General features: G+C 57.8%; 23 protein-coding genes. 9 read left to right on the forward strand and 14 right to left on the reverse strand.

All coding sequences use genetic code 11. The features are described 5' to 3' along the window. The first annotated feature begins 1 nt into the window (after position 1). From ACR0E6_RS13475 to ACR0E6_RS13490, 4 genes are read left to right on the forward strand one after another with little or no spacing between them, the layout of a single operon-like run. A complete protein-coding gene (locus tag ACR0E6_RS13475) occupies positions 2-622 on the forward strand; it encodes a MotA/TolQ/ExbB proton channel family protein (RefSeq protein ID WP_480584235.1) in 621 nt (206 codons plus the stop codon). Positions 623-632: 10 nt separating this feature from the next. Beyond that, positions 633-1,067, forward strand: coding sequence for an ExbD/TolR family protein (locus ACR0E6_RS13480; protein ID WP_480584237.1), 435 nt, complete (start codon positions 633-635; stop codon positions 1,065-1,067). Beyond that, positions 1,064-1,474, forward strand: a complete 411-nt coding sequence (locus ACR0E6_RS13485; RefSeq protein WP_480584239.1) for an ExbD/TolR family protein — start codon at positions 1,064-1,066, stop codon at positions 1,472-1,474. The genes ACR0E6_RS13480 and ACR0E6_RS13485 overlap by 4 nt, the downstream gene beginning before the upstream one ends. After that, positions 1,471-2,823 (forward strand): DUF4384 domain-containing protein, encoded by a 1,353-nt coding sequence (locus tag ACR0E6_RS13490; protein WP_480584241.1) that lies wholly within the window; start codon positions 1,471-1,473, stop codon positions 2,821-2,823. Before ACR0E6_RS13485 ends, ACR0E6_RS13490 begins: the two co-directional genes overlap by 4 nt. 1 nt (position 2,824) lies before the next feature. Here the strand turns inward: ACR0E6_RS13490 and ACR0E6_RS13495 are convergent, their stop codons facing one another. From ACR0E6_RS13495 to ACR0E6_RS13520, 6 genes are all read right to left on the reverse strand, one after another. Beyond that, positions 2,825-4,852 carry an adenylate/guanylate cyclase domain-containing protein gene (locus ACR0E6_RS13495; protein WP_480584243.1) on the reverse strand — a complete coding sequence of 676 codons (2,028 nt, stop codon included), beginning with the start codon at positions 4,850-4,852 and terminating at the stop codon, positions 2,825-2,827. 145 nt (positions 4,853-4,997) lie between these two features. Then, positions 4,998-5,915, reverse strand: coding sequence for a glucokinase (locus ACR0E6_RS13500; RefSeq protein WP_480584245.1), 918 nt, complete (start codon positions 5,913-5,915; stop codon positions 4,998-5,000). 4 nt (positions 5,916-5,919) lie between these two features. Next, positions 5,920-7,017 carry an ABC transporter ATP-binding protein gene (locus ACR0E6_RS13505; protein ID WP_480584247.1) on the reverse strand — a complete coding sequence of 366 codons (1,098 nt, stop codon included), beginning with the start codon at positions 7,015-7,017 and terminating at the stop codon, positions 5,920-5,922. 5 nt (positions 7,018-7,022) lie between these two features. Continuing rightward, positions 7,023-7,922 carry a carbohydrate ABC transporter permease gene (locus ACR0E6_RS13510; RefSeq protein WP_480584249.1) on the reverse strand — a complete coding sequence of 300 codons (900 nt, stop codon included), beginning with the start codon at positions 7,920-7,922 and terminating at the stop codon, positions 7,023-7,025. Continuing rightward, on the reverse strand, positions 7,915-8,787 hold the full coding sequence (locus ACR0E6_RS13515; protein WP_170622510.1) for a carbohydrate ABC transporter permease: 873 nt from the start codon (positions 8,785-8,787) through the stop codon (positions 7,915-7,917). Before ACR0E6_RS13515 ends, ACR0E6_RS13510 begins: the two co-directional genes overlap by 8 nt. Before the next feature lie 57 nt (positions 8,788-8,844). Further along, a complete protein-coding gene (locus ACR0E6_RS13520) occupies positions 8,845-10,089 on the reverse strand; it encodes an ABC transporter substrate-binding protein (RefSeq protein WP_480584251.1) in 1,245 nt (414 codons plus the stop codon). 219 nt (positions 10,090-10,308) lie between these two features. Here ACR0E6_RS13520 and ACR0E6_RS13525 point away from each other — a divergent pair, with 219 nt between their 5' ends. Both ACR0E6_RS13525 and ACR0E6_RS13530 read left to right on the forward strand, forming a co-directional pair. Further along, on the forward strand, positions 10,309-11,046 hold the full coding sequence (locus tag ACR0E6_RS13525; protein ID WP_170630660.1) for a response regulator transcription factor: 738 nt from the start codon (positions 10,309-10,311) through the stop codon (positions 11,044-11,046). Next, positions 11,043-12,494 carry a sensor histidine kinase gene (locus ACR0E6_RS13530; RefSeq protein ID WP_170622507.1) on the forward strand — a complete coding sequence of 484 codons (1,452 nt, stop codon included), beginning with the start codon at positions 11,043-11,045 and terminating at the stop codon, positions 12,492-12,494. Before ACR0E6_RS13525 ends, ACR0E6_RS13530 begins: the two co-directional genes overlap by 4 nt. 141 nt (positions 12,495-12,635) lie before the next feature. On the opposite strand, the gene ACR0E6_RS13535 is transcribed toward ACR0E6_RS13530, so the two are convergent. Further along, positions 12,636-13,319, reverse strand: coding sequence for an IS6 family transposase (locus tag ACR0E6_RS13535; protein ID WP_480584253.1), 684 nt, complete (start codon positions 13,317-13,319; stop codon positions 12,636-12,638). On the opposite strand from ACR0E6_RS13535, the gene ACR0E6_RS13540 reads away from it, so the two are divergent. Continuing rightward, positions 13,318-14,394 carry an adenylate/guanylate cyclase domain-containing protein gene (locus tag ACR0E6_RS13540; protein WP_480584255.1) on the forward strand — a complete coding sequence of 359 codons (1,077 nt, stop codon included), beginning with the start codon at positions 13,318-13,320 and terminating at the stop codon, positions 14,392-14,394. The genes ACR0E6_RS13535 and ACR0E6_RS13540 overlap by 2 nt on opposite strands. Positions 14,395-14,439: 45 nt before the next feature. On the opposite strand, the gene ACR0E6_RS13545 is transcribed toward ACR0E6_RS13540, so the two are convergent. The 4 genes from ACR0E6_RS13545 to ACR0E6_RS13560 all read right to left on the reverse strand — a co-directional run bounded on the left by ACR0E6_RS13545 (position 14,440) and on the right by ACR0E6_RS13560 (position 18,121). After that, positions 14,440-15,084 (reverse strand): hypothetical protein, encoded by a 645-nt coding sequence (locus ACR0E6_RS13545; protein WP_480584257.1) that lies wholly within the window; start codon positions 15,082-15,084, stop codon positions 14,440-14,442. Positions 15,085-15,282: 198 nt separating this feature from the next. Further along, positions 15,283-16,032, reverse strand: coding sequence for a hypothetical protein (locus tag ACR0E6_RS13550; RefSeq protein ID WP_480584259.1), 750 nt, complete (start codon positions 16,030-16,032; stop codon positions 15,283-15,285). A 64-nt stretch (positions 16,033-16,096) separates the two neighbouring features. Continuing rightward, the gene (locus tag ACR0E6_RS13555) at positions 16,097-17,725 is read right to left on the reverse strand and encodes a sulfatase-like hydrolase/transferase (RefSeq protein WP_480584261.1); all 1,629 of its coding nucleotides are present in this window, start codon (positions 17,723-17,725) and stop codon (positions 16,097-16,099) included. A 33-nt stretch (positions 17,726-17,758) separates the two neighbouring features. Next, the gene (locus tag ACR0E6_RS13560; protein ID WP_480584263.1) at positions 17,759-18,121 is read right to left on the reverse strand and encodes a hypothetical protein; all 363 of its coding nucleotides are present in this window, start codon (positions 18,119-18,121) and stop codon (positions 17,759-17,761) included. Here ACR0E6_RS13560 and ACR0E6_RS13565 point away from each other — a divergent pair. Then, a complete protein-coding gene (locus ACR0E6_RS13565) occupies positions 18,120-19,478 on the forward strand; it encodes a tetratricopeptide repeat protein (RefSeq protein ID WP_480584265.1) in 1,359 nt (452 codons plus the stop codon). The genes ACR0E6_RS13560 and ACR0E6_RS13565 overlap by 2 nt on opposite strands. A 347-nt stretch (positions 19,479-19,825) precedes the next feature. Here the strand turns inward: ACR0E6_RS13565 and ACR0E6_RS13570 are convergent, their stop codons facing one another. The 3 genes from ACR0E6_RS13570 to ACR0E6_RS13580 are packed head-to-tail and all read right to left on the reverse strand — an operon-like array spanning position 19,826 to position 22,529. After that, positions 19,826-20,806, reverse strand: coding sequence for a CobW family GTP-binding protein (locus ACR0E6_RS13570; RefSeq protein WP_480584267.1), 981 nt, complete (start codon positions 20,804-20,806; stop codon positions 19,826-19,828). Positions 20,807-20,818: 12 nt separating this feature from the next. Next, positions 20,819-22,285, reverse strand: coding sequence for a guanitoxin biosynthesis MBL fold metallo-hydrolase GntH (gene gntH / locus ACR0E6_RS13575; protein ID WP_480584269.1), 1,467 nt, complete (start codon positions 22,283-22,285; stop codon positions 20,819-20,821). A 10-nt stretch (positions 22,286-22,295) separates the two neighbouring features. Further along, positions 22,296-22,529: a hypothetical protein gene (locus ACR0E6_RS13580; protein ID WP_480584271.1), complete on the reverse strand. Its 234-nt coding sequence runs from the start codon at positions 22,527-22,529 to the stop codon at positions 22,296-22,298. 99 nt (positions 22,530-22,628) lie between these two features. Here ACR0E6_RS13580 and ACR0E6_RS13585 point away from each other — a divergent pair, with 99 nt between their 5' ends. Next, positions 22,629-23,963, forward strand: a complete 1,335-nt coding sequence (locus tag ACR0E6_RS13585) for a tetratricopeptide repeat protein (protein ID WP_480584273.1) — start codon at positions 22,629-22,631, stop codon at positions 23,961-23,963. The last annotated feature ends 67 nt before the right edge of the window (positions 23,964-24,030 follow it).

Consider the following 24,030-nt stretch of genomic DNA (forward strand, 5'->3'; position numbering starts at 1 on the left):
CATGTTGGGGTTTGAAAATCTGGGCACCGGCGGCCCGATCCTGATCGTTCTTGGCGCATTGTCATTGCTGTCGCTGACCGTGATCGCGTTCAAGGTCATCCAACTTGCCCCGGTCCGATCCGGCGCGGCGGCGCGCGATGCGGCCCTTGTGCAATGGTCGAGTGGAGACCGACAGGGGGCTCAGGCCGCTGTGGCATCCGGCAAATCCCCGGCAGACCGGGTTTGCGCCTACGCGATGCAGGCGCTGATCGACGGCTTCAAGGGCCCGGCCCTGACCGCCGAACTGACCCGGCGCGGCAATCTTGAATTCACGGCAATGAACACATGGATACGGGTGCTTGAGCTGATCGCCATGATCTCACCCCTGCTGGGCCTGCTGGGTACGGTGACTGGCATGATCCAGTCGTTTCAGGAACTGGAACTGGCGCAGGGTTCGGCCAATGCCTCGGTCCTGGCGGGCGGGATCTGGCAGGCGTTGCTGACCACCGCCGCCGGGCTGCTGGTGGCCATCCCTGCCGCCATCGGGGCATCCCTGCTGTCAGGCCGGGCCGAGGCCGGGGCGCAATCCATCGAAAACGCGGTGGGTCGCCTGATGGTGCTTGAAGAACGCGGCGCGCATTAAGGGGCCATCGATGTCGCGCGAGATCAGCCTGAGCAGACGCACACCATCACGGCCAGTGATCTCACTGGTGCCGATGATCGACGTGATGCTGATTCTGCTGGTCTTCTTCATGGTGACCTCGACCTATCTGAACCTCGACATGATCCCGGCGCTGGCGCAATCCGACCGCCCCGCGCCCGCCTCGGCGACAAGCGGCCCGGATGCCTCGGGCGTTCTGCTGATCCGCATCGGTGCGGATGGCGCACCGCATTTTCAGGGCAAGGCGTTGGAGCCTGAGGCGCTGACACTGCTGTTGCGCGACCGCCTGACCCAGAACGCGGCGACGCAGGTGATCATCCTGCCCACCGGCAGCGCCCGGCTGCAATCGCTGGTCTCGGTGATGGATGTGGTCACGCAGGTGGGTGTCGCCAATCTGCGTGTTGTCCGGCTGGAGGCGCGGCCATGAGGATCACGCGCCCCGCGCCCCGCAATCGCCCCGAGACAATCATTGCCCTGATCGACGTAGTGTTCTTTCTGCTGGTCTTCTTCATGCTGATCGGCCGGATGGATGCAACCGCCCCGTTCGACGTCTCACCCCCCGTCGCGCAAACCGGTGCGGATATGCCTGCGGGCGGTCTGACCCTGTCGGTCAGTATGGATGGAACCTTCGCGCTGGACGGAGCCGAAGTGACCAGCGCGGAGGCCCTGCAACAGGTTCAGGCGGCCTTGAACGAGAACCCCGGCCTGCTGATCCGCATCAACGCCCATCAGGACGCCGCCTTGCGCGAAGTTCTGCCGCTGATCGCGGAATTCGAAGCCTCAGGCGCACGCGATGTGGTTCTGGTCGTCACCCCGCCGGGGCCGATCCGATGAGGCGCGCGCCGCTGATATGGGGCGCGGCCCTGCTATGTTCAGTGGCGCTGCATGCCGTGGCTGGCGTGGTTCTGCTGCACTCGGTCGATCCCGACCCTGTCACCGAACAGCCCGTGCCCGAAACCCGGATGCAACTGTCAGCGCATCAGGTGACCCAAAGCGCCGCCGTTGAGGCGCAACCCGAGGCCACCACTGCCGAGAACGCAGACGCATCAGGCGCGCAACTGCAACAAGGCGCGATCCCGCAATCCTCGGCCACGGCCATCGCGGCCCCATCCGTTGAACTGCGTGCCGAGGATCAGACCGCGCGCGCCGAGGCCCTGACCCCGGTTCAGGATGCCCCCCTGCCGCTTGAGACCGCCGAGGTCGCAGCCGCGCCCCTGATTGCCGCCAGCCTGCCGCTGAACGCGGTTGAGGCAGGGATTGCACCGACCCAGGCGGTGGCCCTAGCGGCCCCCGAAGCGGAAAGCGCGACAGCGGTCGAGGCGCAGCCCGTGGCATTGACCCAGACGGTCCCCGAAACGGAAACAGCCAAGGCCACCGACGTGTTTTCGGCCACGGGCGATGGCCCGGTCGATCCGGTCAGCCTCGCCGCGTTCCAAAGTTTCACAAGGCCCGAGGATGTGGGCAAAAGCGCGCAGGATCTGCGCGACGGGATCGACGGGCTGCTGTCTCAGGTACCTTGCGCCCGGTTGCAGGTTCAGTTCCAACCCGAGACCAACACGCTGGAGCTGATAGGCCATATCCCCGAGGACGGCCTGCGCGCGCCGGTTCTAAACGCCTTGCAGGCCCGGATGGGTGAAAACATCCGGGTCGCCGACAATCTGCTGATCCTGCCGCGCCCCCAATGCGGCGCGCTATCCGGGATCGCATCAGTCGGCCTGCCGCAATCGACGGACCAGATCACCAACTCGCTTCTGGTGGGTGAGGACGTGCATGCGCGCGAATTCAAATACACCCAAGGCCAGCAACTGGTGCTGGACCTGACCGGGGCTGACTATGACGCCTATGTCTATGTCGACTATTTCGACGCTGCCGGTCAGGTGATTCACCTCAGCCCCAACAGTTCAGCCCCATTGACGCGAACGCCTGCCAAAGCGGCGCTGAAGATCGGAGCCGACAAACAGGGCGATCCCGGCCTGTTCATTACCATCGGCCCGCCTTACGGGCAGGAAATCGCGGTGGCCTTCGCCTCATCCGTGCCTTTGTATGAAGGGGAACGGCCCCTTGCCGAACCCGCCGGTCCGTATCTGGATTTCCTCAAGCAACGTGTGGCGGACGCCCGTGCCGAGAACGCGGATTTCAAAGGTGAATGGGTCTATTTCTTCATAACAACCGCAGCTCAGTAACTTAGGCCGTCTGCACAGGATCAGCCTGCAGGGCGGAGGCGCGTTTCATCATGATAACCGACGCCGGATCACCCCCGCGCAAACTGTCGGCCTTTTTGAAGGCGGCGATAGCCTCGGCAAAACGTTCGGCGCGGTAATGGGACAGGCCGGTCTCATACGCGTCGATCCAGTCGCGGGGCCCGGTGAAACTGTCTGCCATGGCGATCAGTTCAAACACCACCAGTTCCTTCGACCGGCCCATGATCTCGACCGTGTCCAATTCGCGCACGACGATGGACTCGCCCGCCTCGCGCCGGGTTTCGGGACCGATGATGATCGAGCTTCCGTAACCCTTGTTGGCCCCTTCCAGGCGGCTGGCCACATTCACAACGTCACCAATCGCGGTGTAATTCAACCGCTGCTCGGACCCGATATTGCCGACCAAGGCCTCGCCGCTGTTCAGCCCGATCCGCACCCGCAGCGCATTGTCGTTTTCGCGTTGAAGGCCCGATTTTTCCACCACATCGATCAGTTCAAGCGCGGCGCGGCAGGCATGTTCGGCGTGATCCGGGTTCGCCCGGGGCGCGCCCCAAAAGGCCATCACCGCGTCGCCGATGAACTTGTCGATAGTCCCGTCATGCCGTTCGATGGTGGAGGAGGCCGCGCTGAAAAACGGCTCCATCAGTTCCACGATCTTGGGGCCGTGCTTTTCGGTCAGACCCGTAAAGCCCGAGACGTCACAAAACAGAACCGAAATCTGTTTCGTCTCGCCCCCGGGTTGGGTCTTGATGCCTTCGGCCACCAGCATCCGCACCAGATCGGTCGGCACATATTTGCGGAAAGCCGACAGACCCACCGCCATGCTGGCCGTTGCGGCCGACAGGTTCTCCAACTCGGTCAGGCGCGAGGGGCGGCGCGAGACCTGTTCGACGTCGAAGCGTTCGATCCGGCTCAGGTCCTCGGCCACGCGGGACAGCGGGTTCGCCACCACGTGGCGCACGAACCAGATCGCCAGACCGATGGCCACAACCACGACCCCAAGCAGGATATAGACGAGATTGACCAGCGTCCGGTCGATCCCCGACAGGAAAGCCGATTCCGGGATCACCGTAGCAACCCGCCAGCCGTAAAACCCAAGCGGCGTCAGCGCCACCGCATAAGGCACATCATCATAGACGATCCGCTTGGTCACCGGGCCGGGCGTCTTGTTTTCCGCATCCGCCATCAGCCGTTCGCCCGAGATCTTGGCAACCTCATACAGCTCCCCCTCGCCCATCCGGGCTGGCGTGACCTCGTCGGCTTTGGGATCGGGAATGGCGATCACCTTGCCATCGGCGTTCAGGATAAAGGCCGCGCCGAACTCGCCCGGGCGTAAGGAACCCAGAAAGCGCGACAACCGGTCAGTGTCGATGGCCACCGCCAAAACACCCTGCCGCTGACGGCGCACGTCAATTGGACCGGCGAAGGCATAGACGGTCTTGTCGCTGTCCGGCAGGTCCCGGACCTCGATCCAGTCGGGCGTGTCGCGGGTTATGAAATTACGGTACCAGGCATGCGCGCGTGGGTCGTATCCGGTTTCGGTAAAGCTGCGTTCCTCGAACTGGATATCGCCGGGGATGAAGATGTAGCGATCCTTGCGCAGTTGCCGGTCGCGGATATTCTCGTCGATCTCGATCATCTCCAGCCCGCTGTCGCCCAGGCGATGGGCAGCAAAGAAATTGCCGTCAGGCCAGCCGAAGGTGATCCACGAGATATTGGGCTGCGCCTGTAGCTGCGACAGAAACACAAACTCGCGCTTGTCGGCCTGACGGGTCTGGATGACGTTCTGGATAAAGATGGTTCGCACCGCGGCCCAGGCCGCCTCGGCCGATCTGAGGGTCAGGCCCAGTTCGGTCTTTACGGTATTGGCGATCTGGCCATTGATCTCCGCCGCCAGCATCCGGCTGTTTTCCCGTGCCGTGGTCCACCACAGGGAATGCACGACAAAGGTCGATACACCGATCGACAGGGCAACAAGTATAGATACGGCGATCCCGACACTGACACGCATTTTGGCTCCACAACGGCCCTTGCCGGCAGGAACAAAACCTCTCTGCCGCAAGGTCGGGCCGAGCTTAGTGGGTGCACCACGCCGTTACCAGACGGTTGAGTCCGATATCCCAACTTGTTTACTTGACGTTGAACGAAACCGGGTTTCAGGCCAGTGATGCGCAGCCTGTTAGCGCCGCCGCATCGTCATCGATGATCCAGACCGAAGGCGAAAGCGATACATAGTCGTTTTTCTGTAACAAAGCCGCGCAGCAAATCTCGGCCCGTTTGCCCACAAGCGAGCTGCGCGCAACGCCCCCGGCCAGAAAGATTCCATCGGTGGGCAGGTAGGCCACCTTCAATTCACGCAGCAACACGCCGATCAGATGCGCATAGCTGTCAAGCGCCGTGTCGAAGGCTTCGTTTCCGGGTTCGCCGGTTTTGGCGATATAGGGCGTGGCGCTGTCAACGCGCTGCCCTGTGACCAAGGACAGGAACTTGCGGCGGCCACGGCCCGAGAACAGCGTCTCGACTGTGGGAAAGGCTGCGGACAGGCCCAGTTGCACGTCCTCCAGCGCAGCGCTGACCGAGCTATAGAGGCTTGCATGCCCGGCCTCGACCGGCGGACAGACCGTCCGGTCGCCCAGATCGACGGCGGGGCTGACGTTGAAACCGGTGCCGATCCCCACCACCAACGCCTGTGGTTGCTCAGAGCCCAGTGGATCATTTTCCACGACAGACAAAAGCTGCGCAGGTTTCAGGTGAAAGGCCGCGTGGCCCAAGGCGGTCAGATCATTGATCACACGCACCCGCGCGCCCGAAAAGCGCGACGACAAGGCCGCCCCATCAATCACCCAGTCCAGATTGGTCAATCGGCCCTTATTGCCACTGACCGGCCCGGCCATGGCAACCACGATCTGGTCGGGGTCGCGGGCACCGACCTCATCGAAATACGCCAAAATCACATCCTCGAACCTAGCGTAGTCCGCGTTTTTGTAGCCCTTGGCGTTTTCGATCAACGCGGAACCGGCCCCTGTCAGGGCCAGCCGCGTGTTTGTGCCGCCAATATCCGCAACCAGTCGCATGGGGTCAGTTCAGCCGCTCGCCGGTTTCTTTTGCGAAATACGACACTTTGCTCATGTCGATGGCAAAGTTCAGCATCTCTCCGGCTTTGGCGCTGGTTTCGGCGTGCAGCCGTGCAGTGACCTGCTTGCCGCCCAGTTCCGAGACCACATAGGTATCGGCCCCGGCGGGTTCGACCATATCGACCAGACATTCGGCCTCTTGCACCCCTGCCCCGGCGCGGAACCCGGCCTCGGCGATGTCTTCGGGGCGCAGGCCAAGGATCACGTCCTGCGGCAGCGACAACTCGCGCGCATCGTTCAGAACCAGCGTGTCCCCGGACGGGCGCGAAATGGCGATCTGCGTGCCGGGGCCGTTCTTGCTGGCCTGCGCCGGGATCAGGTTCATCGCGGGCGAGCCCATGAAATCGGCCACAAACAGGTTGGCCGGGTTGTTGTAGATCTCGGCCGGGCTGCCGATCTGCTGCACGACACCGCCCTTGAGAACGACGATCTTGGTCGCCAGCGTCATCGCCTCGATCTGGTCGTGGGTCACGTAGACGATGGAGGCATCCAAAGTCTGGTGCAGCTTCTTGATCTCGGTCCGCATCTCGACCCGCAGCTTGGCGTCGAGGTTCGACAGCGGCTCGTCAAACAGGAACAGCTTGGGATCACGCACCAGCGCCCGGCCCATCGCCACCCGCTGACGTTGACCGCCCGACAACTGGCTGGGGCGGCGGTTCAGCAGCGGCTCGATCTGCAGCAGCGAGGCCACGTCTTTCAGCCTGGCCTCCTGCGTGGCCTGATCGACCCCGCGCACCTTCATGCCAAAGGTTATGTTCTTGGCCACCGACATGGTCGGGTACAGCGCATAAGACTGGAAGACCATCGCAATATCGCGATCCTTGGGGCTGACATGGGTCATGTCATTGCCGCCGATGGACAGCGTGCCGCCGGTGATCTCCTCCAACCCCGCGATACAGTTCAGCAGGGTGGACTTGCCGCAGCCCGACGGCCCGACCAGCACCAGAAAGTCACCCGGATCGATCGAGATGTTGATGTCCTTCAGAATCTCGGTCGCGCCGTAATTCTTGTACAGTTTGTTGATGTCGAGAATAGGAGCCATGGGTCTTATCCCTTCACAGAGCCAGCGGTCAGGCCGCGGATGAAATACTTACCGGCAACGACATAGACGAGCAGCGTCGGCAGCCCCGCGATGATCGCGGCGGCCATGTCGACGTTGTATTCTTTGACGCCGGTGGTGGAGTTTACGATGTTGTTGAGCGCCACGGTCACGGGCTGTGTGCCCGCCTGGCTGAACGACACGCCGAACAGGAAGTCGTTCCAGATCTGCGTGAACTGCCAGATCACGGTCACAACGATGATGGGCAGTGACAGCGGCAGGAAGATCGACCAGAAAATCCGCAAGAACCCCGCCCCATCGACGCGCGCGGCCTTGGTCAGCTCGGCCGGGATGGTGACATAGTAGTTGCGGAAAAACAGCGTGGTGAAACCCAGCCCGTAGATCACGTGGACAAAGATCAGGCCCGGAATGGTTCCGGCGATCCCCATCATGCCCAGCAGCCGCGCCATCGGCAGCAGAACCACCTGAAACGGGATGAAGCAGCCAAACAGCATCAGCGAGAAGATGATATTCGCCCCCTTGAACCGCCATTGCGCCACGACATAACCGTTTAGCGCGCCCAGCAGGGTCGAGATGGCCACCGCTGGCACCGCGATCAGGATTGAGTTCCAGAAGTATGGCCGCAGGCCTTCGCATTGGATACCGGTACAGGCCCCGGACCAAGCGGTTTTCCAGGCGTCGAAACTGACCTCTCGCGGCAGCGAAATCAGGGACCCAGTGCGGATTTCCTCAAGGCTTTTCAGCGATGTGGTCAACATCACGAACAGCGGCATCAGGTAATACAGCGCAAACAGGCCCAGCAGGACGTAAAGCAGCCAACGCAGGGCAATCTTGCCAGCGGCGCTTTGGGTGCGGGTTTGGGTTTGGGGCATCGACAGATCAGTCATTTTTCGCCCTCAGCTCTGAATAAAGATAGGGAACCACGATGGCAAAGACGACCAACATCATGATCATCGCGGACGAGGCCGCCTGACCGATGTCACCGCGCGAAAACGCCATGGCGTACATATAGGTCGCGGGCAGATCGGTCGCGTACCCCGGACCACCGCCTGTCAGGGCAATGACAAGGTCAAAGCTTTTGATCGCAAGGTGAGCCAAAACGATGAAGGCGGACAGGAAGATCGGGGCCATCGACGGGATGATGATCGCCGTATAGATGCGCCATGTGGGGATACCATCGACCTGCGCGGCCTTGATGATCTCACCATCCACCGACCGCAGACCAGCCAGAAACAACGCCATGACAAAGCCCGAGCTCTGCCAGATCGCGGCCATCACAATGGTGTAGATGGCGTAATCGGGGTTCACCAACCAGTCGAACTCAAAGTTTGTGAAGCCCCAGCCCTGCACCATGGATTCAATGCCCAGACCTGGGTTCAGTATCCACTTCCACGCTGTGCCGGTGACGATCATCGACAGCGCCATCGGGTACAGGTAGATCGTGCGGATCGCCCCTTCGACGCGGATTTTCTGATCCAGCAGAATGGCCAGCAACAGGCCCAGCACCATCGCAATTACGATGAACAGCGCGCCAAAGATATACAGGTTGTTGATTGCCGTATCCCAACGCGGGGAGTCAAACAGGCGTTCATATTGGATGAAGCCGTTGATCTCGTATTTCGGCAGTAGTTTCGATCGGGTTAGTGACACCCAAGCCGTCCATCCGATAAAGCCGTAGACAAAGATCAATACGGCAATGAACGACGGTGCCAGCACCACCTTGGGCAGGTGGTTTTCCAGCCATTCGGACATTTTAGCCTCCGGGGAAAGATGCTCTGCCCCTCACTATAGGGGGCAGAGCGTGTTGGATCAGTAGCTGTTTGCCACTGCGGTCGCCAGTTGCTGAACTGCGTCAGCCGACGACATATCCGAGTTGAAATGCGCGGTCACAACATCCGTAATCGCACCGGACTGCGACCCGCGCAGCGCCATGCCGTGGGCATAAGACGGCAGCAGCGAACCTGCGTCCGAGGTCGAGCCCATGTCTTCGGCCGACAGGCTGGCGCAGATGTCAAAATCATCCAGCGCAACGTCGGTGCGTGCAGGGATCGAGCCTTTGTTCAGGTTGAACACTTTCTGGAAGTTCGGCGCAACGATCAGCTTGGCCAGCAGGTCCTGACCGGCTTTCTTGTCATCGCCGTCCACGTCGAACATGGCAAAGCTGTCAACGTTATACAGGTAGCCGTCACCGGGGGTCGAGGCACACAGGAAATCCTCGCCGGGCTTCTTGCCCGCCGCCAGGAACTCACCCTTGGCCCAGTCGCCCATGATCTGGAACGCCGCTTCGCCGTTCATGACCATCGCGGTGGCAAGGTTCCAGTCGCGGCCCGAGAAGTTCTCGTCCACGTAACCACGCAGGGTGCGCATCTGGTCAAAGACCTGAACCATCGTGTCCGAGGTCAGCGCGTCGGGGTCCAGATCAACCAGAGCTTTCTGGAAGAACTCAGGCCCGCCAATGCCCAGAACCACGGTTTCAAACACGGTCGCGTCCTGCCACGCCTGACCACCATGGGCCAGCGGGATCACACCAGCGGCCTGCAGCTTCTCGGCAGCGGCGTTGAACTCGTCCCATGTATTGGGCATTTCGATGCCATTGGCCGCCAGAACGTCGGCATTGGCCCAAATCCAGTCGACGCGGTGCACGTTCACAGGTGCCGCGCACCACGTGCCCTCACACTGCATGTGACCGGCGATCGAGGCGGGCAGCACATCGGCCCAGCCTTCGGCCTCGGCGACGCTGGAAATGTCGGCCAGAACGCCCTCTTCATACCATTCCTGAATGGCGGGGCCTTTCAGCTGAACGGCGGTAGGCGCGTTACCGGCCAGAACGCGGGCACGCAGCGCGGTCATCGCCGCATCACCGCCGCCACCGGCCACCGGCATGTCGGTCCATGTACCGCCGTTCGAGGCGAACTCTTCCTGCAGAACGGCCACCGATTTGGCTTCACCACCCGATGTCCACCAATGCAGAACTTCGGCCTGCGGCTCGGCCACAACAGACGACGCGACCGCAATGGCCAGTGTCGAAACGGTGGCAAATGCAAAACGATTCATTATGTGTCTCCTCCCTGAGAACTCAGTGACTGCGAAAAGCAGCGATGGCTGCATTACTGCGACCGGATCATCATCTGGCAACGCAGAATCCGCGACGAATGCGTGCCACTGCCCAAATTTTCACCGCTTTTGTTACAGCGTGTTACGTTGACATTGAATCTGTTTCCGTTCGTTACAATGCATGATGTCGGAGGCGCAGAAATCGGGAGGAGAAACCGCGTGAGCATTCCGCGACTTTTGGTGGTGGATGACGACCCCGAGATGCGGTCGATGATGACCCAGTTCATGCATCAGAACGGGTTCATCGCCCTGCCCGCCAGTTCCGAAAGCGAAATCCGCTCGCATCTGACGTCGGGCCGGATCGACCTGATTCTGCTGGACGTGATGCTGGGGGACGAAAACGGGGTCGAAATCTGCGCCCGCCTGCGCGCCGAACAGGATGTGCCTATCATTCTGGTCTCGGCCCTGTCTGCCGATCATCAACGCATGGCTGGGTATGAGGTCGGGGCCGACGACTATATCGCCAAGCCCTTCAACCCCCAATTGCTGCTGGCCCGTGTCCGCGCCGTGATGCAGCGCGCAAGGCGCACCCCCTCGCTGGCCTATCGCCGCCGGACCAAGAGCTTTCGGTTCAACGACTGGAGCTATGACGGCAAGCGCGATGAGGTGCATTCGCCCGAGGGCTATCTGGTATCCCTGTCGCAACGGGAAACCGCGCTGCTCAAGGTTCTGCTGGCCAACCCGCATATCCCCCTGACACGGGATGAGATCGCCGCCGCGCTGGATGTCACCGGCAGCGCCGACAAGCCCGAGGCGCAGGGCCGCGCCATCGACATGCTGGTCGGGCGGCTGCGGTCCAAGATCGAGGCCAACCCGAAAGACCCGCAGATGCTACGCACTGAACGCGGGGTCGGTTATGTCTTCGCCGCCGAGGTTTCGGTGGAAGAAGACGCATGACAGCGCGCGCCCCGCGCCTGCGCAGCCTGGGCTGGATCTGGACCGGGGCGGCCTTTGCCTCGGGCCTGCTGGCGGCGGGGCTGTGGTTCGCCTCGGCCCGCGCGTGGGAGGACTTCCTGACCCGCGCCTATGTCGCGGGCTTCGCGGTCTACGAGGACCTGCGCATTGGTCAGATCCCCCCGCCAGGGATCACCATCACCCCCCTGCCCGCCCAGGCCGCAGCGCTGGCCGATGCCGGGCTGTTCGAGCAATTGCCGGGCCTGTCGGACCGCAGTTTTGTTACCAACCTGTCGATCCTGACCGACAACACCGCCCCTCTGGCCGGGCGCGAGTTGACGCTGGCGGTGATGTCCGACCGGCTGGTTTATCCGGTGTCGGATATAATGTCCGGCATCGATCAAACGCCCCCCGAGAAACTGGCCAACCTGACCCGCCTGCTGGCCACCTATTGCAGCGAGCCGATCCTGATCGCGCAATTCGGGCGCAGCCCCTGGCAGCGGGTCGATGGCACCGGGGTCTGGGGCTGCAAGGCCGCCCCTGCCGATTTGCGCCTGCCCGCCATTCTGGCCGCGATTGTGGCGCTGGCGGTCATTCTGACCTCGGTCGGCAATGTCTCGGACAGCTTCACCCGTTTCGCCACCGCTCTGCACGACCGCAAACGCCGGGGCGGGCCAAACAGCTATGACGCGGACGGGCCTGCAGAATTGCGCGAGATCGTCTCGGCCGTGAACGCCCATCTGGATGACGAACGGATGCAGCTGGAAAAGCGCGCCACGGTTCTGTCCGGCGTCAGCCACGACCTTGGCACCCCCGCCACCCGCGTTCGCCTGCGCGCCGCGCTGATCGCCGATGACGAGCTGCGCGAAAAGCTCGAGGCCGATGTGGACCAGATGACCGGCATGATCGAAAGCGTGCTGACCTACACCCGCTCGGAACTCAGCATCGAAGAGCCGCAGCAGATTTCACTGACCGCTTTGGTCGAGTCCCTCGTGGCCGATTATCAGGATATGGACCTGCCGGTGACGCTCAGAAAAATCGCTCCGGTCAAGATCGAGGGCGCACCGTCGGTATTCATGTCGCGGCGCGGCCATGGATCCCTGCCGGAAACCCGGCGCATGCTGGTGATGGGGCGGCCTATTTCGCTGAAACGCGCCTTGACCAACCTGATCGACAACGCGCTGAAATACGGTCGCCGCGCCGAGGTGCAACTGGAAACCGACGCCACCACCGCGACGATCACGGTCGAGGACAAGGGCACCGATCTCTCGGTCTCGGATATCGAGGCGCTGATGGCCCCGTTCCGCCGCGGCTCGAACACCGGATCGTCAGACGGGTTCGGCCTGGGCCTGACCATCGCGGCAACCGTCGCCGAGCAACATGGCGGCGGCCTGAGTTTCGAAGCCGGAGATCAGGGCCTGCGCGCGCAGATACAGATTACCCGGCAATAGGTCTTTGAATGAACGCGCCCGCCGCGGCTTAGCGGAACCGGTAGTCCCAGCCGTCAAGGTAATAGCCGATCAGAGCATGGGATTGCAGGGATGTGTCGCAAACTTTTGAAACGACCATAGGCGGTCAACTACTGGACACACCTATCCTGCGATCTCGGCAAACATCCGAAAACCCGAGCCCGTATTGCTGGGGAATTGCTGCTTGCGGATCATGTTGGCGACCTCAATGCCGTCCAGAGTAGCTGATGCGGTTCTGAACGATTTGAACCCACACATATGCCGTACGCGACGCTTGATAAATCGATGATCCTGTTCGATCAGGTTATTCAGATACTTGGACCTGACCGTTTGGATTTTGGCTGGGCAGCCAAACCGATTGAGGATTTTGTTCACCTCTCGAATGCCCGCCGCGTTGGCTCCACTTTTGTCGATGACGATCTTGCTCGGGATTCCATTTGAAGCCAGCGCGTTGCCAAAGAACCGTGCTGCTGCTGGACGGTTCCTACGCTCAGACAGCATGAAATCAAGAGTATTCCCAGCTTTATCGACGGCCCGATAGAGGTACATCCATTTGCCGCGAACACGAATATAGGTTTCGTCCATGCGCCATGAATTCAGCATTGGACGCTTCTTTGATTGCGCACGAGCTGCGACGATCGGCGAGTATTTCACAACCCACCTATTCAGGGTGGCGTGGTCAACCCGAACACCGCGCTCAGCCATGATCTCTTCCAGATCACGATAGGACACCGTGTACCGAAGATAGAAGTAAACAGCGTACAAAACTGCATCCTTGGGGAAATGGCAGCCTTTCAAGGAGATCATGCTGAAACCTGTTGGAGAACTATGCTCTGAGAAAAGACGTCAGAACCTGTCTTCCCGTCAATCCAAACGACAAAAGTTTGCGACACAACCCTGGGATGCAAAGAAGGGTACGCAAATCCTTGCCCGGCCTCATGGAGCACAGCTATTGGATAGCTATAAAAATAGTCCTATTCCAAAAATACTTTCTGGTGTCCCGATGATACGGCTGCATGACTTGAGTATTGAGTTTGCTTTTGGGCAATCCCTCAAGTCAGACGGTGCCACAGATGCCGTCTTTATGAGTTTGCGCTTCAGTCAAAATCGTCCACAGGTTCTGTGCTGCGCAACAGATCAGCCTTCGGGTTTCACTCCAAAACACATCATGAAAATCGCATCACTTTTGCCAGCACTCGGATGTGTTGTTGAACTGCTCACAGCTCGCAGAACGGCTGTTCATCTTTTGGATGCTTACGTGGGGCATGATGCCGGTACCCGCATTCTGAATGGAGAAATCACGCGTGGGTCCGGTAAAACTCAAAGCGGGATCATATGGTTTTGCGACCTTGCCGGATTTACGTCAATGAGCGATGCACTATCCAGTAGCGATTTGATTGGAATGCTAAATCAGTTTTTCGACGCTATGGCCAAACCGGTTGAAAAATACCAGGGTACAACTTTAAAGTTTTTGGGAGACGGCATTCTAGCGTTTTTTGCTTTGCCGGCAGACGTCGATGATCCTTCGAAAGTGTGCTCGTCGGTGTTAAATGCCGCGCGCGAAGCTTGCGAAAACGTAGATCGACTAAACTCCGACCGCAGTAATGTAGGAGATCCGCCAATTTCATTTGGGATTGGTTTGCACATCGGTGAAGTGCTTTATGGGAATGTGGGCGCGGTAAATAGACTCGACTTTACCGTGATTGGGTCTGCCGTGAACTACACGGCGCGATTAGAAGCGATCACCCGCCGCACGAACCACCGCATTGTGGTGTCATCTGAGTTTGCGTCTCGTGTCAGCGAAACGTTGCCTTTGGTTGGCCTCTTTGAGTTGCCGGGCATTCGCGAACCGCAGCCTGTTCACGGCGTGTTGTCGTGTTAACCGCCATTCGATTGTTTCTTATGGAATTTGTTTCACGCCCGTTCGTTAGAAAAAGTACTTGATACCAATGTATGGACCATGCTGGTCGACGTCATAGGCAAATTCACCGGAACTCAGTGTGTCGCTATAGTCGACGCTAAAGTAACGATACCCGAACGTGAACGCGGTCTTCTCCCAAGGTTGATAGTCGAAGCCAACATTTACACCAATCTGGAGGTCATTTCCTCCGGCACCAAAACCGCCAAGTTCCAAGGACCCAATCCCAGTCCATTTCTGGTTTAGCCGCCACATCCCGCGTATGCCGACGACTGGTTCTATCCAACCCTGATCTCCGCCCAACGTAGGTGGGTTCCCCGGTCCTGGGGTAGTTAGGTCGAGTTCCTGACGAATGGAATTGTACCTCAGACCGCCTTGGAGATCGATTGCATATCGCTGGCTCCTGCTACCGTACAAGCCATCTGCAACACGGTAAGCCCCCAGCACACCAAACCACTTTTGACGAACGTCGACGTTAATCCCGGCACCCAGAGGACCAGGCAATGTGGTATCCTGTTCGATCCCCACATAATTCGCTTCTACGACGACCCCAAAATCCCCGTTCCATGCCTCGTACCGGCCGGCTGCCGCGAAATCGAGCACATCCAGGACGTCGCCAAGGTTCAGATCCAGATCCGCGGATTGTCCAGCCACGGTTGACGTTCCCGTGGTTCGTAGGGGTGTGAACAGATAGAATGACGCTCCATGACGCCAGCCTGTTTCGTCCTGACCCGGTGCAGGTAGAGACTGAGCGCAGGAAAGCCCGGGCATAGATAATACGCTTGCCAGAAATACGGTGGCGCCAATTGATCTGATATGGAGCATCGGAGTTTCCTTGCGTTTTGGCGGTGCTTAGTAGTTGAACCTGAGACCGATCCCAGCACCTTGGTCATAGGGTCTGTCAGCACCAATACCGACCAACACATCTGCGTAGAGAGCAATTCCAGGGCTGAGGTTCTTACCGATCTGGAATTCGGCTGTCGCGGGCCAGGCTTCATTTTCCCAATCGTATGGCGCTTTGATGTCTGCTTTGGCCCAATACCCGTCACCAAATGGCTGAAGCGCAATCAGGCGCATCGCAGTTTGGCTGACATCGGTCGAACCGTTATACGAAGCAAAGTGCTGGACCAGAGGGATCAGAGTCAGCCCAGTATTCGTGTTTGCAAAAGCGAACCCTCCAAATGGGGCGATCTGATCCGACCCGGTGCCGATGCCTTCGTCGGGGTCACCAAAATCGAGGATCCACTCCAAACCAAGTGCGGATTTTACGCTCCAGGTGTCAGTCAAGGGTTTCTGTGAGGGAAAGTAGATCAGCTTGAAGCTGGTCTTTTCGAACCCGTTGAACCTTTCGCCAGTCGCATTCGTTGAATTGTAGTGGAGCTCGTATTTTAGTTTTAGATCGGGGCGTAACATGTATGCACCGTCGACAAAGGCATCCTGACGGTCTGCACCCCCTCCCAAATCAAAATACTGATATCGAATGTCGGTATTGTTAACTGCAGCCAATGGATTTGACGCGTTTTCCTCAGCTTCTGATGCAGAGCCTGCCACGAGCAGTGCATAGATCAGAGAAACAAGACAATGGAAGATGCGTGACATCATACACCTGTGAGAAATTGGATGGTCTGGTTAGACAGCGGCAGGTTCTCTCCGCCGTCTACCTTCATCATTGCCAGCTGGAGAAGACTTCTCGGGTCAACTCGCTTTCGGGACGAAGGTTCTCAATACCTTCATACGGCACACCCTTGCCCAGCGGCAGATGCGGGTGCTTTGCAATGGTTTTCTGATGGCGCTTCACCATGTCTTGGAATGATGCACCAGACCATAATGAATACCCGACAAGCGGATGTTCTTCACGTGGGTCGCGATAGACATTGAAAACTGGGGCCGCAGCTCCGGGCTGACCGGGGGCCGGCAAATGCATCTTGAACTCTTGCTTCACGACTGAGCGCAACACCGGCCCTTCGTACACATAGACGTAGTCGCGACGCGAGTTGCCTTCGCCTTCAAGTAACAACGCCGTCTGGTCAATGCCGTCGATCACGCGATCGCGCGGGATACGGTCAGTTGCGCCTGCTATCCGCGCGAAGGTCGTGAACAGATCCGCGACATGCACGATGTCACCCGCCGCGCTTCCCGGTTCGATTGCGCCGGGCCAGCGGATGAATGCATCAGTTCGCACTCCGCCTTCAAGGTGCTGCGTCTTGCCGCCGCGATAGATCAACTGGTTCAGACCGGACGTTCCTTCGTAGTGATACATCAGGCCATTGTCAGCCATAATCATGACGATGGTGTTGTCCGCCTTGCCAGTTTCATCCAGCTTAGCCAGTACTTCACCGATCCAGCCGTCCAGAACCTGCAACTTGTCGGCATGAAAGCCGCCGTTGCGGGAAACGGCCTGATCCGGATAAGCAAAATTCAGCGGATAGAGTGGCCAGTATTGCATAAAGAATGGGTCGTCCTGCGAGGCGAGGCGGTCTAGCTGTTCCAGTGCCTGACGCTGATAGCGCAGGTTCATTTCTTCGTATTTGGCCTGTGTCCATTCTTCGCCCGGCGCCATGTCGACTTCGCGAGCAAGGCCACCTGCTTCCCCTTCAACGCCGGTTACAAGACCGTAGGGCTTGAATCGCTCATCCAGCTGGAATTGGTTGGACTGTCCGGACGGATGGAAGCCAAGCATATTGTTGGCAACCATCGCATCCCGTGTCATCAGACTGAGTTGAACCTGCTGATGCAAAGGGAATGCGGCCCAGTCAAAACCCTGATTGTGCGGGTAAGCCTGCTCAATATCGCCCTGATGCCATTTCCCGACATGAGCAGTGTTGTATCCTTCTTCCTTCAGGATCTCGGCAATCGTAACTTCTTCAGCTGCAAGACCTTCGCCAACCAGCGCAACTTTGACCTCTTCAACGCCGGCGCGCACCGGATGACGACCGGTCAACATCGCAGTTCGTGTCGGTGTGCAGGATGGCTCAGTATACATTCTCATCAAGGACATGCCTTCGTTGGCAAAGTCGTTGATGTTGGGCGTGTCGAAACCTGTGACGTAGTTCATCGTCCGGTTACCCATTTGACCGAAGCTGACATCGTCGATCAGGATATACAGGATATTGGGCGGCTGGCCGCCATTGGCGTCGCGAATCTCGGCAAGTTTCGCCTCAATCTCGGAGTCCTGCGCATCCCATTGCTCGCCAAACTGTGCGCGTAGGAACTCAAACTCGCCATCATGAATGATAGGCGCATCCTGGGCAAAACCCGCGCCAGCCATCAGCACCATGGCTGTGGCATGTTTCAATATTGATCTCATCGGTATCCCTTCCCCTATGGATTACATCTTTCCTGCGCGCCGCAACGATTGGGTGATTTCATCCCGAAGACCATCCAGAGTATCGCGGATATCGCTAGCGAACTGGTTTAAGTTGCTTCCCGGCTCGATGTTCATTGATAGATACTCGTCACAAAGAAGCTGATAGTCGCGGCAGATCTCATCGAATTCCGTATCCACGCGCCGTAAATCCGCAATTGCGGATTGGTGATCGGGAAACAGGGTATCAAAGGCGTAACCTTCCAATTGCGATGGCTCATTCGATGGATCAACAAACTTCGCTGAGTTTTCGTCGAATTCACTTCTCACAAAAGGTTTATCGGGGCATAATACGGTGTAATCTAATGCGTAACTTACTGAAAACATGGAAGTAACCAAAGACACATCTATTGCATTGAATGAGAGCGGGTCACCTGCTCCCAAAGATGTGCGGGCGGCACTGCAGCGGCTTGTCAGGTCTTCAACTTTCGCAGGTTCGCAGCGATTGCAGGACTTTTTGGTGTATGTGGTCGAAGAATCGCTCAACGGTCGAGCTGACGATATTCGTGCCAAGACTATCGCCTTGGATGTCTATGGTGGGACCCCTTCAGAGATGTCGCGCCGTGAAAACGTCGTTCGGGTCGACGCCGGTCGCTTGCGTCGCAAGCTTGCCGAATTCTATGCCGGAGATGGTCTCGAAGAGGGCATGATATTCGACCTGCCAAAGGGCGGCTACGCTCCTGAGATTCTGGTCAGGTCGCCCGAGACGCTTCAACCTCCTCCGTTTGGGCTGGAAATCAGAGCAAACACTTGGCGTCGCCCGTTCGTTGGAGTTGCCGGCCTCTTCGTTCTAGCCTGTTTTGTAGTTGTTGTTGTGTTGCTATCGAAAAAACTAGCCGATCCAGTCGTTTCGCCAGTCGATGGCCTGAGTCGTGACGAGCGCAGCGCCATTTTTGATGCATCCCCTATGCGTCTTCAGGCTGTGAATCTAGCCAATACTGGTCGTGATCTAATCTTCCCGGCCTTGGAACCTGCGCGTATTGACGCGGCCTTAACCATATTCAAGGGGGCAATTGAAAACGACGACAGCTATTTCGGCGGCCATGCAGGCGCTGCGCAGGTCGCTGCGACAATTGCTGTGCTGACATCCGATGCCGACCTAGCCAAGGAAATGTTGAACTACGCCGACGCTCGGGCCAACAGGGCCATCGAGTTGGCCCCGGAAACGGGTTGGAGCCAGTCCGCAATGGCTTGGGTCAAGTTTGCAATGGGAAACTGGCCTGAGGCCATAGAATTTGCACAAAGAGCACAGCGTTTGGCACCACACGACGTACATGTGTTGGAGTTCGTGTCGCTGGTCCTGCTCTTTTCCGGTTCATTTGAACAAGTCGTAGAAATTAGCGAGGACGCACTCTCAAAAATCGAGCTAGAGCGGGGTTACGTGTTTCAGAACGCGATGGGGTCAGCAAAGTTTCATATGAAGGACTATGAAGGCGCCGTGTCAGCCTTTGAACGAGCAACGGAAAAAGGAGGCCCTGTCGGACCTGTATCCGTTGCTTACCTAATTGCGTCACATCAGATGATGGGCAATCAGGCTGAAGCTCAGACTCTATCGGAACAACTCTCACGCGAGTGGCCTGACAGTCGCGTGGATGCGCTATTCGAGAAGCTTTTTGCAAATCCGAAACACGGGGAAGACCTTGGTAATGCAATGAGACAGGCCAGTTGGAAGCCACCAGGCTAGGAGCGTAAATTCGAACTTTGGCCGCTAGATTTGCTCTCAATGTCATCGAGACCGAATGCTCAGCAACTGCACAATGCCTGATTCATGCGAAACAGACGATGTGAAATCGGCTTTCTATGTACCTTCCAACGGTCAAGTAATACCTCTGGACGTCATGGTTGCTCTTAGCAAAGGTGCCCGTGCCTTGGGGGCTAGGTGTTCGAAGACACAAAGGTCAACCAGTTGGTTACGGGTCAGCCCGCGCGTGAGCGTGACCCATGCGCGAACCGCTTTTTCACAACAGGAGAATTCTGACGACTAGGGCTTCGAGCACACACCATATCGACTTGCATGAATCCGACACGCAATCAGACTGGCTCGAGAAACACGTCCTCCAGCATACTTTCTGAAACCGCTCCGGGTGCTCCGATTGCAACCAGACGGGTTTCGGGCTTGCGGTTACCCCACAGCTCCTCTCTTGCAATGTCGATGCGTTTGCCGACGACTTGCACTACTACCCGATGGTCCGGATCCTCTTCGGATAGCACAAATCCTTTCACCCGGTAGACCTCGCCAGGCAAACGCTTGATCGCGTCACGCAGTCCGGACAAGGGGACGGGTCGTTCGGATTGCAAGAAGGTCGTCGTGAACTGGGCAGAATGGTCATGGTTCGGACAACCACAGCCGGGACCATGTTCGTGATGATCTGGTACTTCGGTATCTAGCTGCTTGGCGGCAAAACGCCCCACCGACAAAAGGATGTCGAGCGGTACTTCAGCGTTAACGGCCTCCACAAGTCGGTAGCGACGGAATCTTGATCCAAGCCAGTCGTGAACCTTCTGAACAGTAGTACGGTCAACCAAATCAATCTTGTTGAGGATAACCATGTCAGAGAAGGCGATCTGGCGTAGTTTCAGCTCCATCTGCTCGGGCGCAGCAAATACTTGTTCAGCATCCACAAGGCACATGATGCTGTCCAAACGGATCATGTCCCGGAACCGTTGGTCAGTGAAAGTCATCGCAATCGACGAAGGGTCCGACACTCCACTTGCTTCAAGCACGATGTACTCCGGTTTTTCCGGGCGCGCGAGAACGGCCTCCACCGTTTCGATCAGGTCATCTCGGATCGAGCAGCAAACGCAGCCATTCGCCAGACTCATTACGTCATCTTCAACACCTACCACGAGGTCGGCGTCCACGTTTATTGATCCAAAATCATTCACAAGAACGGCCACGCGCAATCCATGGTTGCCGGTCAGGATGCGGTTTAGAAGTGTTGTCTTACCGGCTCCTAGAAAGCCGGTAAGAATGGTGACTGGGACAGCAGCGGTCGAGCCAAACTCAATCATGGCACTCACCTCTTAGTCCTCGTCTCGCGGACCGATTACATCGGACACCTTGATCGTGAAGTTTTGGGGCCATTCCCCACCAGGCGCACGAAAGACATCTGACGGGTAGTATTCGCGCGGATCGATCTCCATATCCCGGTACTTCTGATCTTGTTGATCTGCGCGGGTGAGCCTTGGGTTCGGCAAGGTAACTTCGTCTGGAAGCTCAATGCGCCCGGCCTCTGCTGCCGCAGCCAGTTCGCGGAATGGCGGAACAGTTCCAGATTTCCCGGGCAACGCCGCCTTCCGGTACCAGATCGCATCTTTGGTAACGTTGACGACAGCCACATCAAGCCCCCATTGGAATAGTCCGTCGTAGTGAGCGCGAATGCCCGCCAGCATTTCGGCGTCGATGTCTTCGTCCTGGGTATAGTGTGTCACCATTCCCAAACGCGGCCTTGTGTCAGCAAAGAGCTTACCCACGGCATAGTGGGAGGTGTGATGCGTATCGATAGTATAGTTAAAAAGGTCCTGTGGGATGCCGTATTTGTAGGTCATCAACTGACCAATATCCTGTCCCGACATTTCGGTTACAAAGACATCTACGCCTTCGCCGTATTTCCGTGAAAGCTCATCCGGGCGACCATCGCCGGTCCATACAAAGCTCAGACCGTTCCAATCGAGCCGATACCCGACTGCGCCGTCTTTGGCATGGCTACGAGGCCATGACCGAACTGTGACCCCATCCTGATCATATACGATGCCACCTTCTTGGCGGAAATCGAACTCGTTCACCTCGATCTCGTAACCGTCACCGATGGGGAACACGTCAAACGCTTCGAGGTGCCACTTGAGCATCTGCTGCATGCCCTTGACCATACCAGCAGTACCGAGTTCCGGTGTCCGACCGGAAGGACCATGGATGCGCAACGGCGTGTAGCCACCCGACCACGCACGGAAGGGGTAAATATAGGGAATGTCGGCATAGTGATCGACATGCAGGTGAGAGATGAAGATGTCGTTGATCAGCTGTCCTGGCACCTGCATGGCAATGATGTTGCGTACACAACCGGATCCGAAATCGAAGAAGAAACGTTTTCCATTTCCAAGTTCCACCATGATGCAGGTACCTGCCTGATCTTCGCGCGGCGGATAAGGTGTCGAACCACAAAACGAGATGCGCATCTCATCTGGGCCCAACTCTTCACTGAGTGGAAAATAGTTTGCGTTTGAACCGGTCATGTACTTCGTCGGGCGGAAATACTCTGGCAGAGAGATGCCGCCTGCGGGCCGACCACCATACGGATTCTTGAGAGATTCACCGAGTGGGCCGTCGCCTTGGTGCGCCTCGGCACTCCCCGCCGCAAACCCCGCTGCCCCCGTTGCAGCTGCGCCAGTGGCCAAGCCCTTCAGAACGTTCCGCCGCGACGGATCTTCAATCTGGTCTGTCTCTTGGCCCTGTTTGTTTTCCTGGTCTTTCCCACTATCGTCTTTGGTCATGGATTGGTCCTCAGTTAGAGTCGTTATGAAGATTGCGCTTCACCATCCGGCGAAGTTCTTTCACGAGTTCAGATCTGATGTGGGCCCATTCAGCGCGCTCGGCGTCCGTGATTGATGCGTCTTTCGAAAACGCAGATGCTTTCTTCAGGTCTTCGATGACCTCGCCGAGAAGCGCGTCCGTTTCGATGCGCCTCGACAGCACATCGGAAAGCTCTGGAATTTCTTCAATCAGGTCCACCGTCACTGGAAAAATCCCGACACCCACTATCTATTCTCAAATCAAGATGAGTGCGGTTGACCGCAAAGGCCAAGTGAGTCACCGTGAGTTAGGGGTGAGTTGACATTGAACAAATCCAACGAATTGCCAATAAATCAACATGTTGGACAGCCTTCTCCGGAGCTCATCCGGGAAGCTCTGAATCAAATTGTATCAAGTGAAGGGTTTCAAGCCTCGCCCCGCCTGAAGCAATTTCTAACCTATATAGTAGAGGAATCTTTATCGGGTCGAAGCGATCAGATCCGAGGTAAAGCTATCGCTGTGGAGGTCTATGAGCGTCGCATTGATGGCACTGGCAGTCAAAACCTCGTTCGCGTAGAAGCCAGGCGGCTGCGTCGACTGCTACACGCGTTTTACGAAGATCACTGGGACGGTGAAGGTGTTCGCATTTTTGTCGACCCCGGCGGATACAAGCCTCGGTTTTCATACGAACCTACAATCGAAAACCGCGCGTCAGGTACTTGTGACAGCGATGAGCCTGATGGGTGGCGGCGTTCGCTGAAGCTGCTGCCAGCCGGACTGGGTGTTCTTGCATTAGTCGCTGTGCTTGGAATCTGGATGAGCCAGGATAACAGGGAGGTTGTGCCAACAACTCGATCCATCGAACAAGTAGAACGTGTGGCGCTTGGCGAACAATCGTTGACAAGACTCCAGGCAGCCAATCTTGCGGATCAAGCCCGCGGCATGCTTTTCCCCGTTTTTGATGTCAAGCGTCAGCAAATAGCGCTGGGAATGTTCCAGCACGCGATGGAACTCGACCCGGCTCTGTCCGACGGCTATGCTGGATCAGCGCAGGTCCTTGCGATCCTGGCGGTGTTGTCACCGGATGAAGCACAAAGGGATGATCTCTTCAATCAAGCCTCAGAAATGTCTGGAAAAGCGCTTGAATTGTCCCCCGCTGATGCGTGGGCAAACGGCGCAAATGGTTGGGTGCTGGCTGTCAAAAACCAGCCAAACGAGGCATTGAAATACGTAAGAATGTCCGTCGAACTTGCGCCGAAGGATGGCCATATTCTGGACCTTGCAGGCATCACTGCCATCATGGCTAACGCCCCGGAACTTGCCGCCGAAGTTAGCAATCCGGAGAGACCCAGATCAGGATCTGGCCGCTTTGGCGCAAGAAACATCTGGGGCGTGTCGCAACTTATGCTCGGCAACTACGAAAATGTTGTCGAAGCCTTTCAGGACGCCCCAGCCGCAGGTGCGCCTGTCAGCGCTCCTTCCCTACTATTCCAAGCTGTTGCACAGGATCAGCTGGGAAACTCGGAAGAGGCACAACGTCTCGTTAACAAAATGCGCAAGACTTGGACCGAGTTTCCGTCTGAGTTTCTCGCCGACAGGATTTTTCAAAACGACGACGCAACTCGCAATGCAGTTTTCGAAACATTGAAAAAATACTGACAAATCCAGCCGCGCGCAACTCATCGAAAAAATGATGCTTTGCACGGATCCATCCGCTTAATGTGCA

This window comes from Ruegeria sp. AP12 (genome assembly GCF_056540025.1).

Bases quoted from the DNA above. Each gene is read 5' to 3' on its own strand.
- ACR0E6_RS13475 (WP_480584235.1), top strand. From the start codon at position 2: ATGTTGGGGTTTGAAAATCTGGGCACCGGCGGCCCGATCCTGATCGTT.
- ACR0E6_RS13480 (WP_480584237.1), top strand. From the start codon at position 633: ATGTCGCGCGAGATCAGCCTGAGCAGACGCACACCATCACGGCCAGTG.
- ACR0E6_RS13485 (WP_480584239.1), top strand. From the start codon at position 1,064: ATGAGGATCACGCGCCCCGCGCCCCGCAATCGCCCCGAGACAATCATT.
- ACR0E6_RS13490 (WP_480584241.1), top strand. From the start codon at position 1,471: ATGAGGCGCGCGCCGCTGATATGGGGCGCGGCCCTGCTATGTTCAGTG.
- ACR0E6_RS13495 (WP_480584243.1), bottom strand. From the start codon at position 4,852: ATGCGTGTCAGTGTCGGGATCGCCGTATCTATACTTGTTGCCCTGTCG.
- ACR0E6_RS13500 (WP_480584245.1), bottom strand. From the start codon at position 5,915: ATGCGACTGGTTGCGGATATTGGCGGCACAAACACGCGGCTGGCCCTG.
- ACR0E6_RS13505 (WP_480584247.1), bottom strand. From the start codon at position 7,017: ATGGCTCCTATTCTCGACATCAACAAACTGTACAAGAATTACGGCGCG.
- ACR0E6_RS13510 (WP_480584249.1), bottom strand. From the start codon at position 7,922: ATGACTGATCTGTCGATGCCCCAAACCCAAACCCGCACCCAAAGCGCC.
- ACR0E6_RS13515 (WP_170622510.1), bottom strand. From the start codon at position 8,787: ATGTCCGAATGGCTGGAAAACCACCTGCCCAAGGTGGTGCTGGCACCG.
- ACR0E6_RS13520 (WP_480584251.1), bottom strand. From the start codon at position 10,089: ATGAATCGTTTTGCATTTGCCACCGTTTCGACACTGGCCATTGCGGTC.
- ACR0E6_RS13530 (WP_170622507.1), top strand. From the start codon at position 11,043: ATGACAGCGCGCGCCCCGCGCCTGCGCAGCCTGGGCTGGATCTGGACC.
- ACR0E6_RS13540 (WP_480584255.1), top strand. From the start codon at position 13,318: ATGCTGAAACCTGTTGGAGAACTATGCTCTGAGAAAAGACGTCAGAAC.
- ACR0E6_RS13535 (WP_480584253.1), bottom strand. From the start codon at position 13,319: ATGATCTCCTTGAAAGGCTGCCATTTCCCCAAGGATGCAGTTTTGTAC.
- ACR0E6_RS13550 (WP_480584259.1), bottom strand. From the start codon at position 16,032: ATGATGTCACGCATCTTCCATTGTCTTGTTTCTCTGATCTATGCACTG.
- ACR0E6_RS13565 (WP_480584265.1), top strand. From the start codon at position 18,120: ATGGAAGTAACCAAAGACACATCTATTGCATTGAATGAGAGCGGGTCA.
- ACR0E6_RS13560 (WP_480584263.1), bottom strand. From the start codon at position 18,121: ATGTTTTCAGTAAGTTACGCATTAGATTACACCGTATTATGCCCCGAT.
- ACR0E6_RS13570 (WP_480584267.1), bottom strand. From the start codon at position 20,806: ATGATTGAGTTTGGCTCGACCGCTGCTGTCCCAGTCACCATTCTTACC.
- gntH (WP_480584269.1), bottom strand. From the start codon at position 22,285: ATGACCAAAGACGATAGTGGGAAAGACCAGGAAAACAAACAGGGCCAA.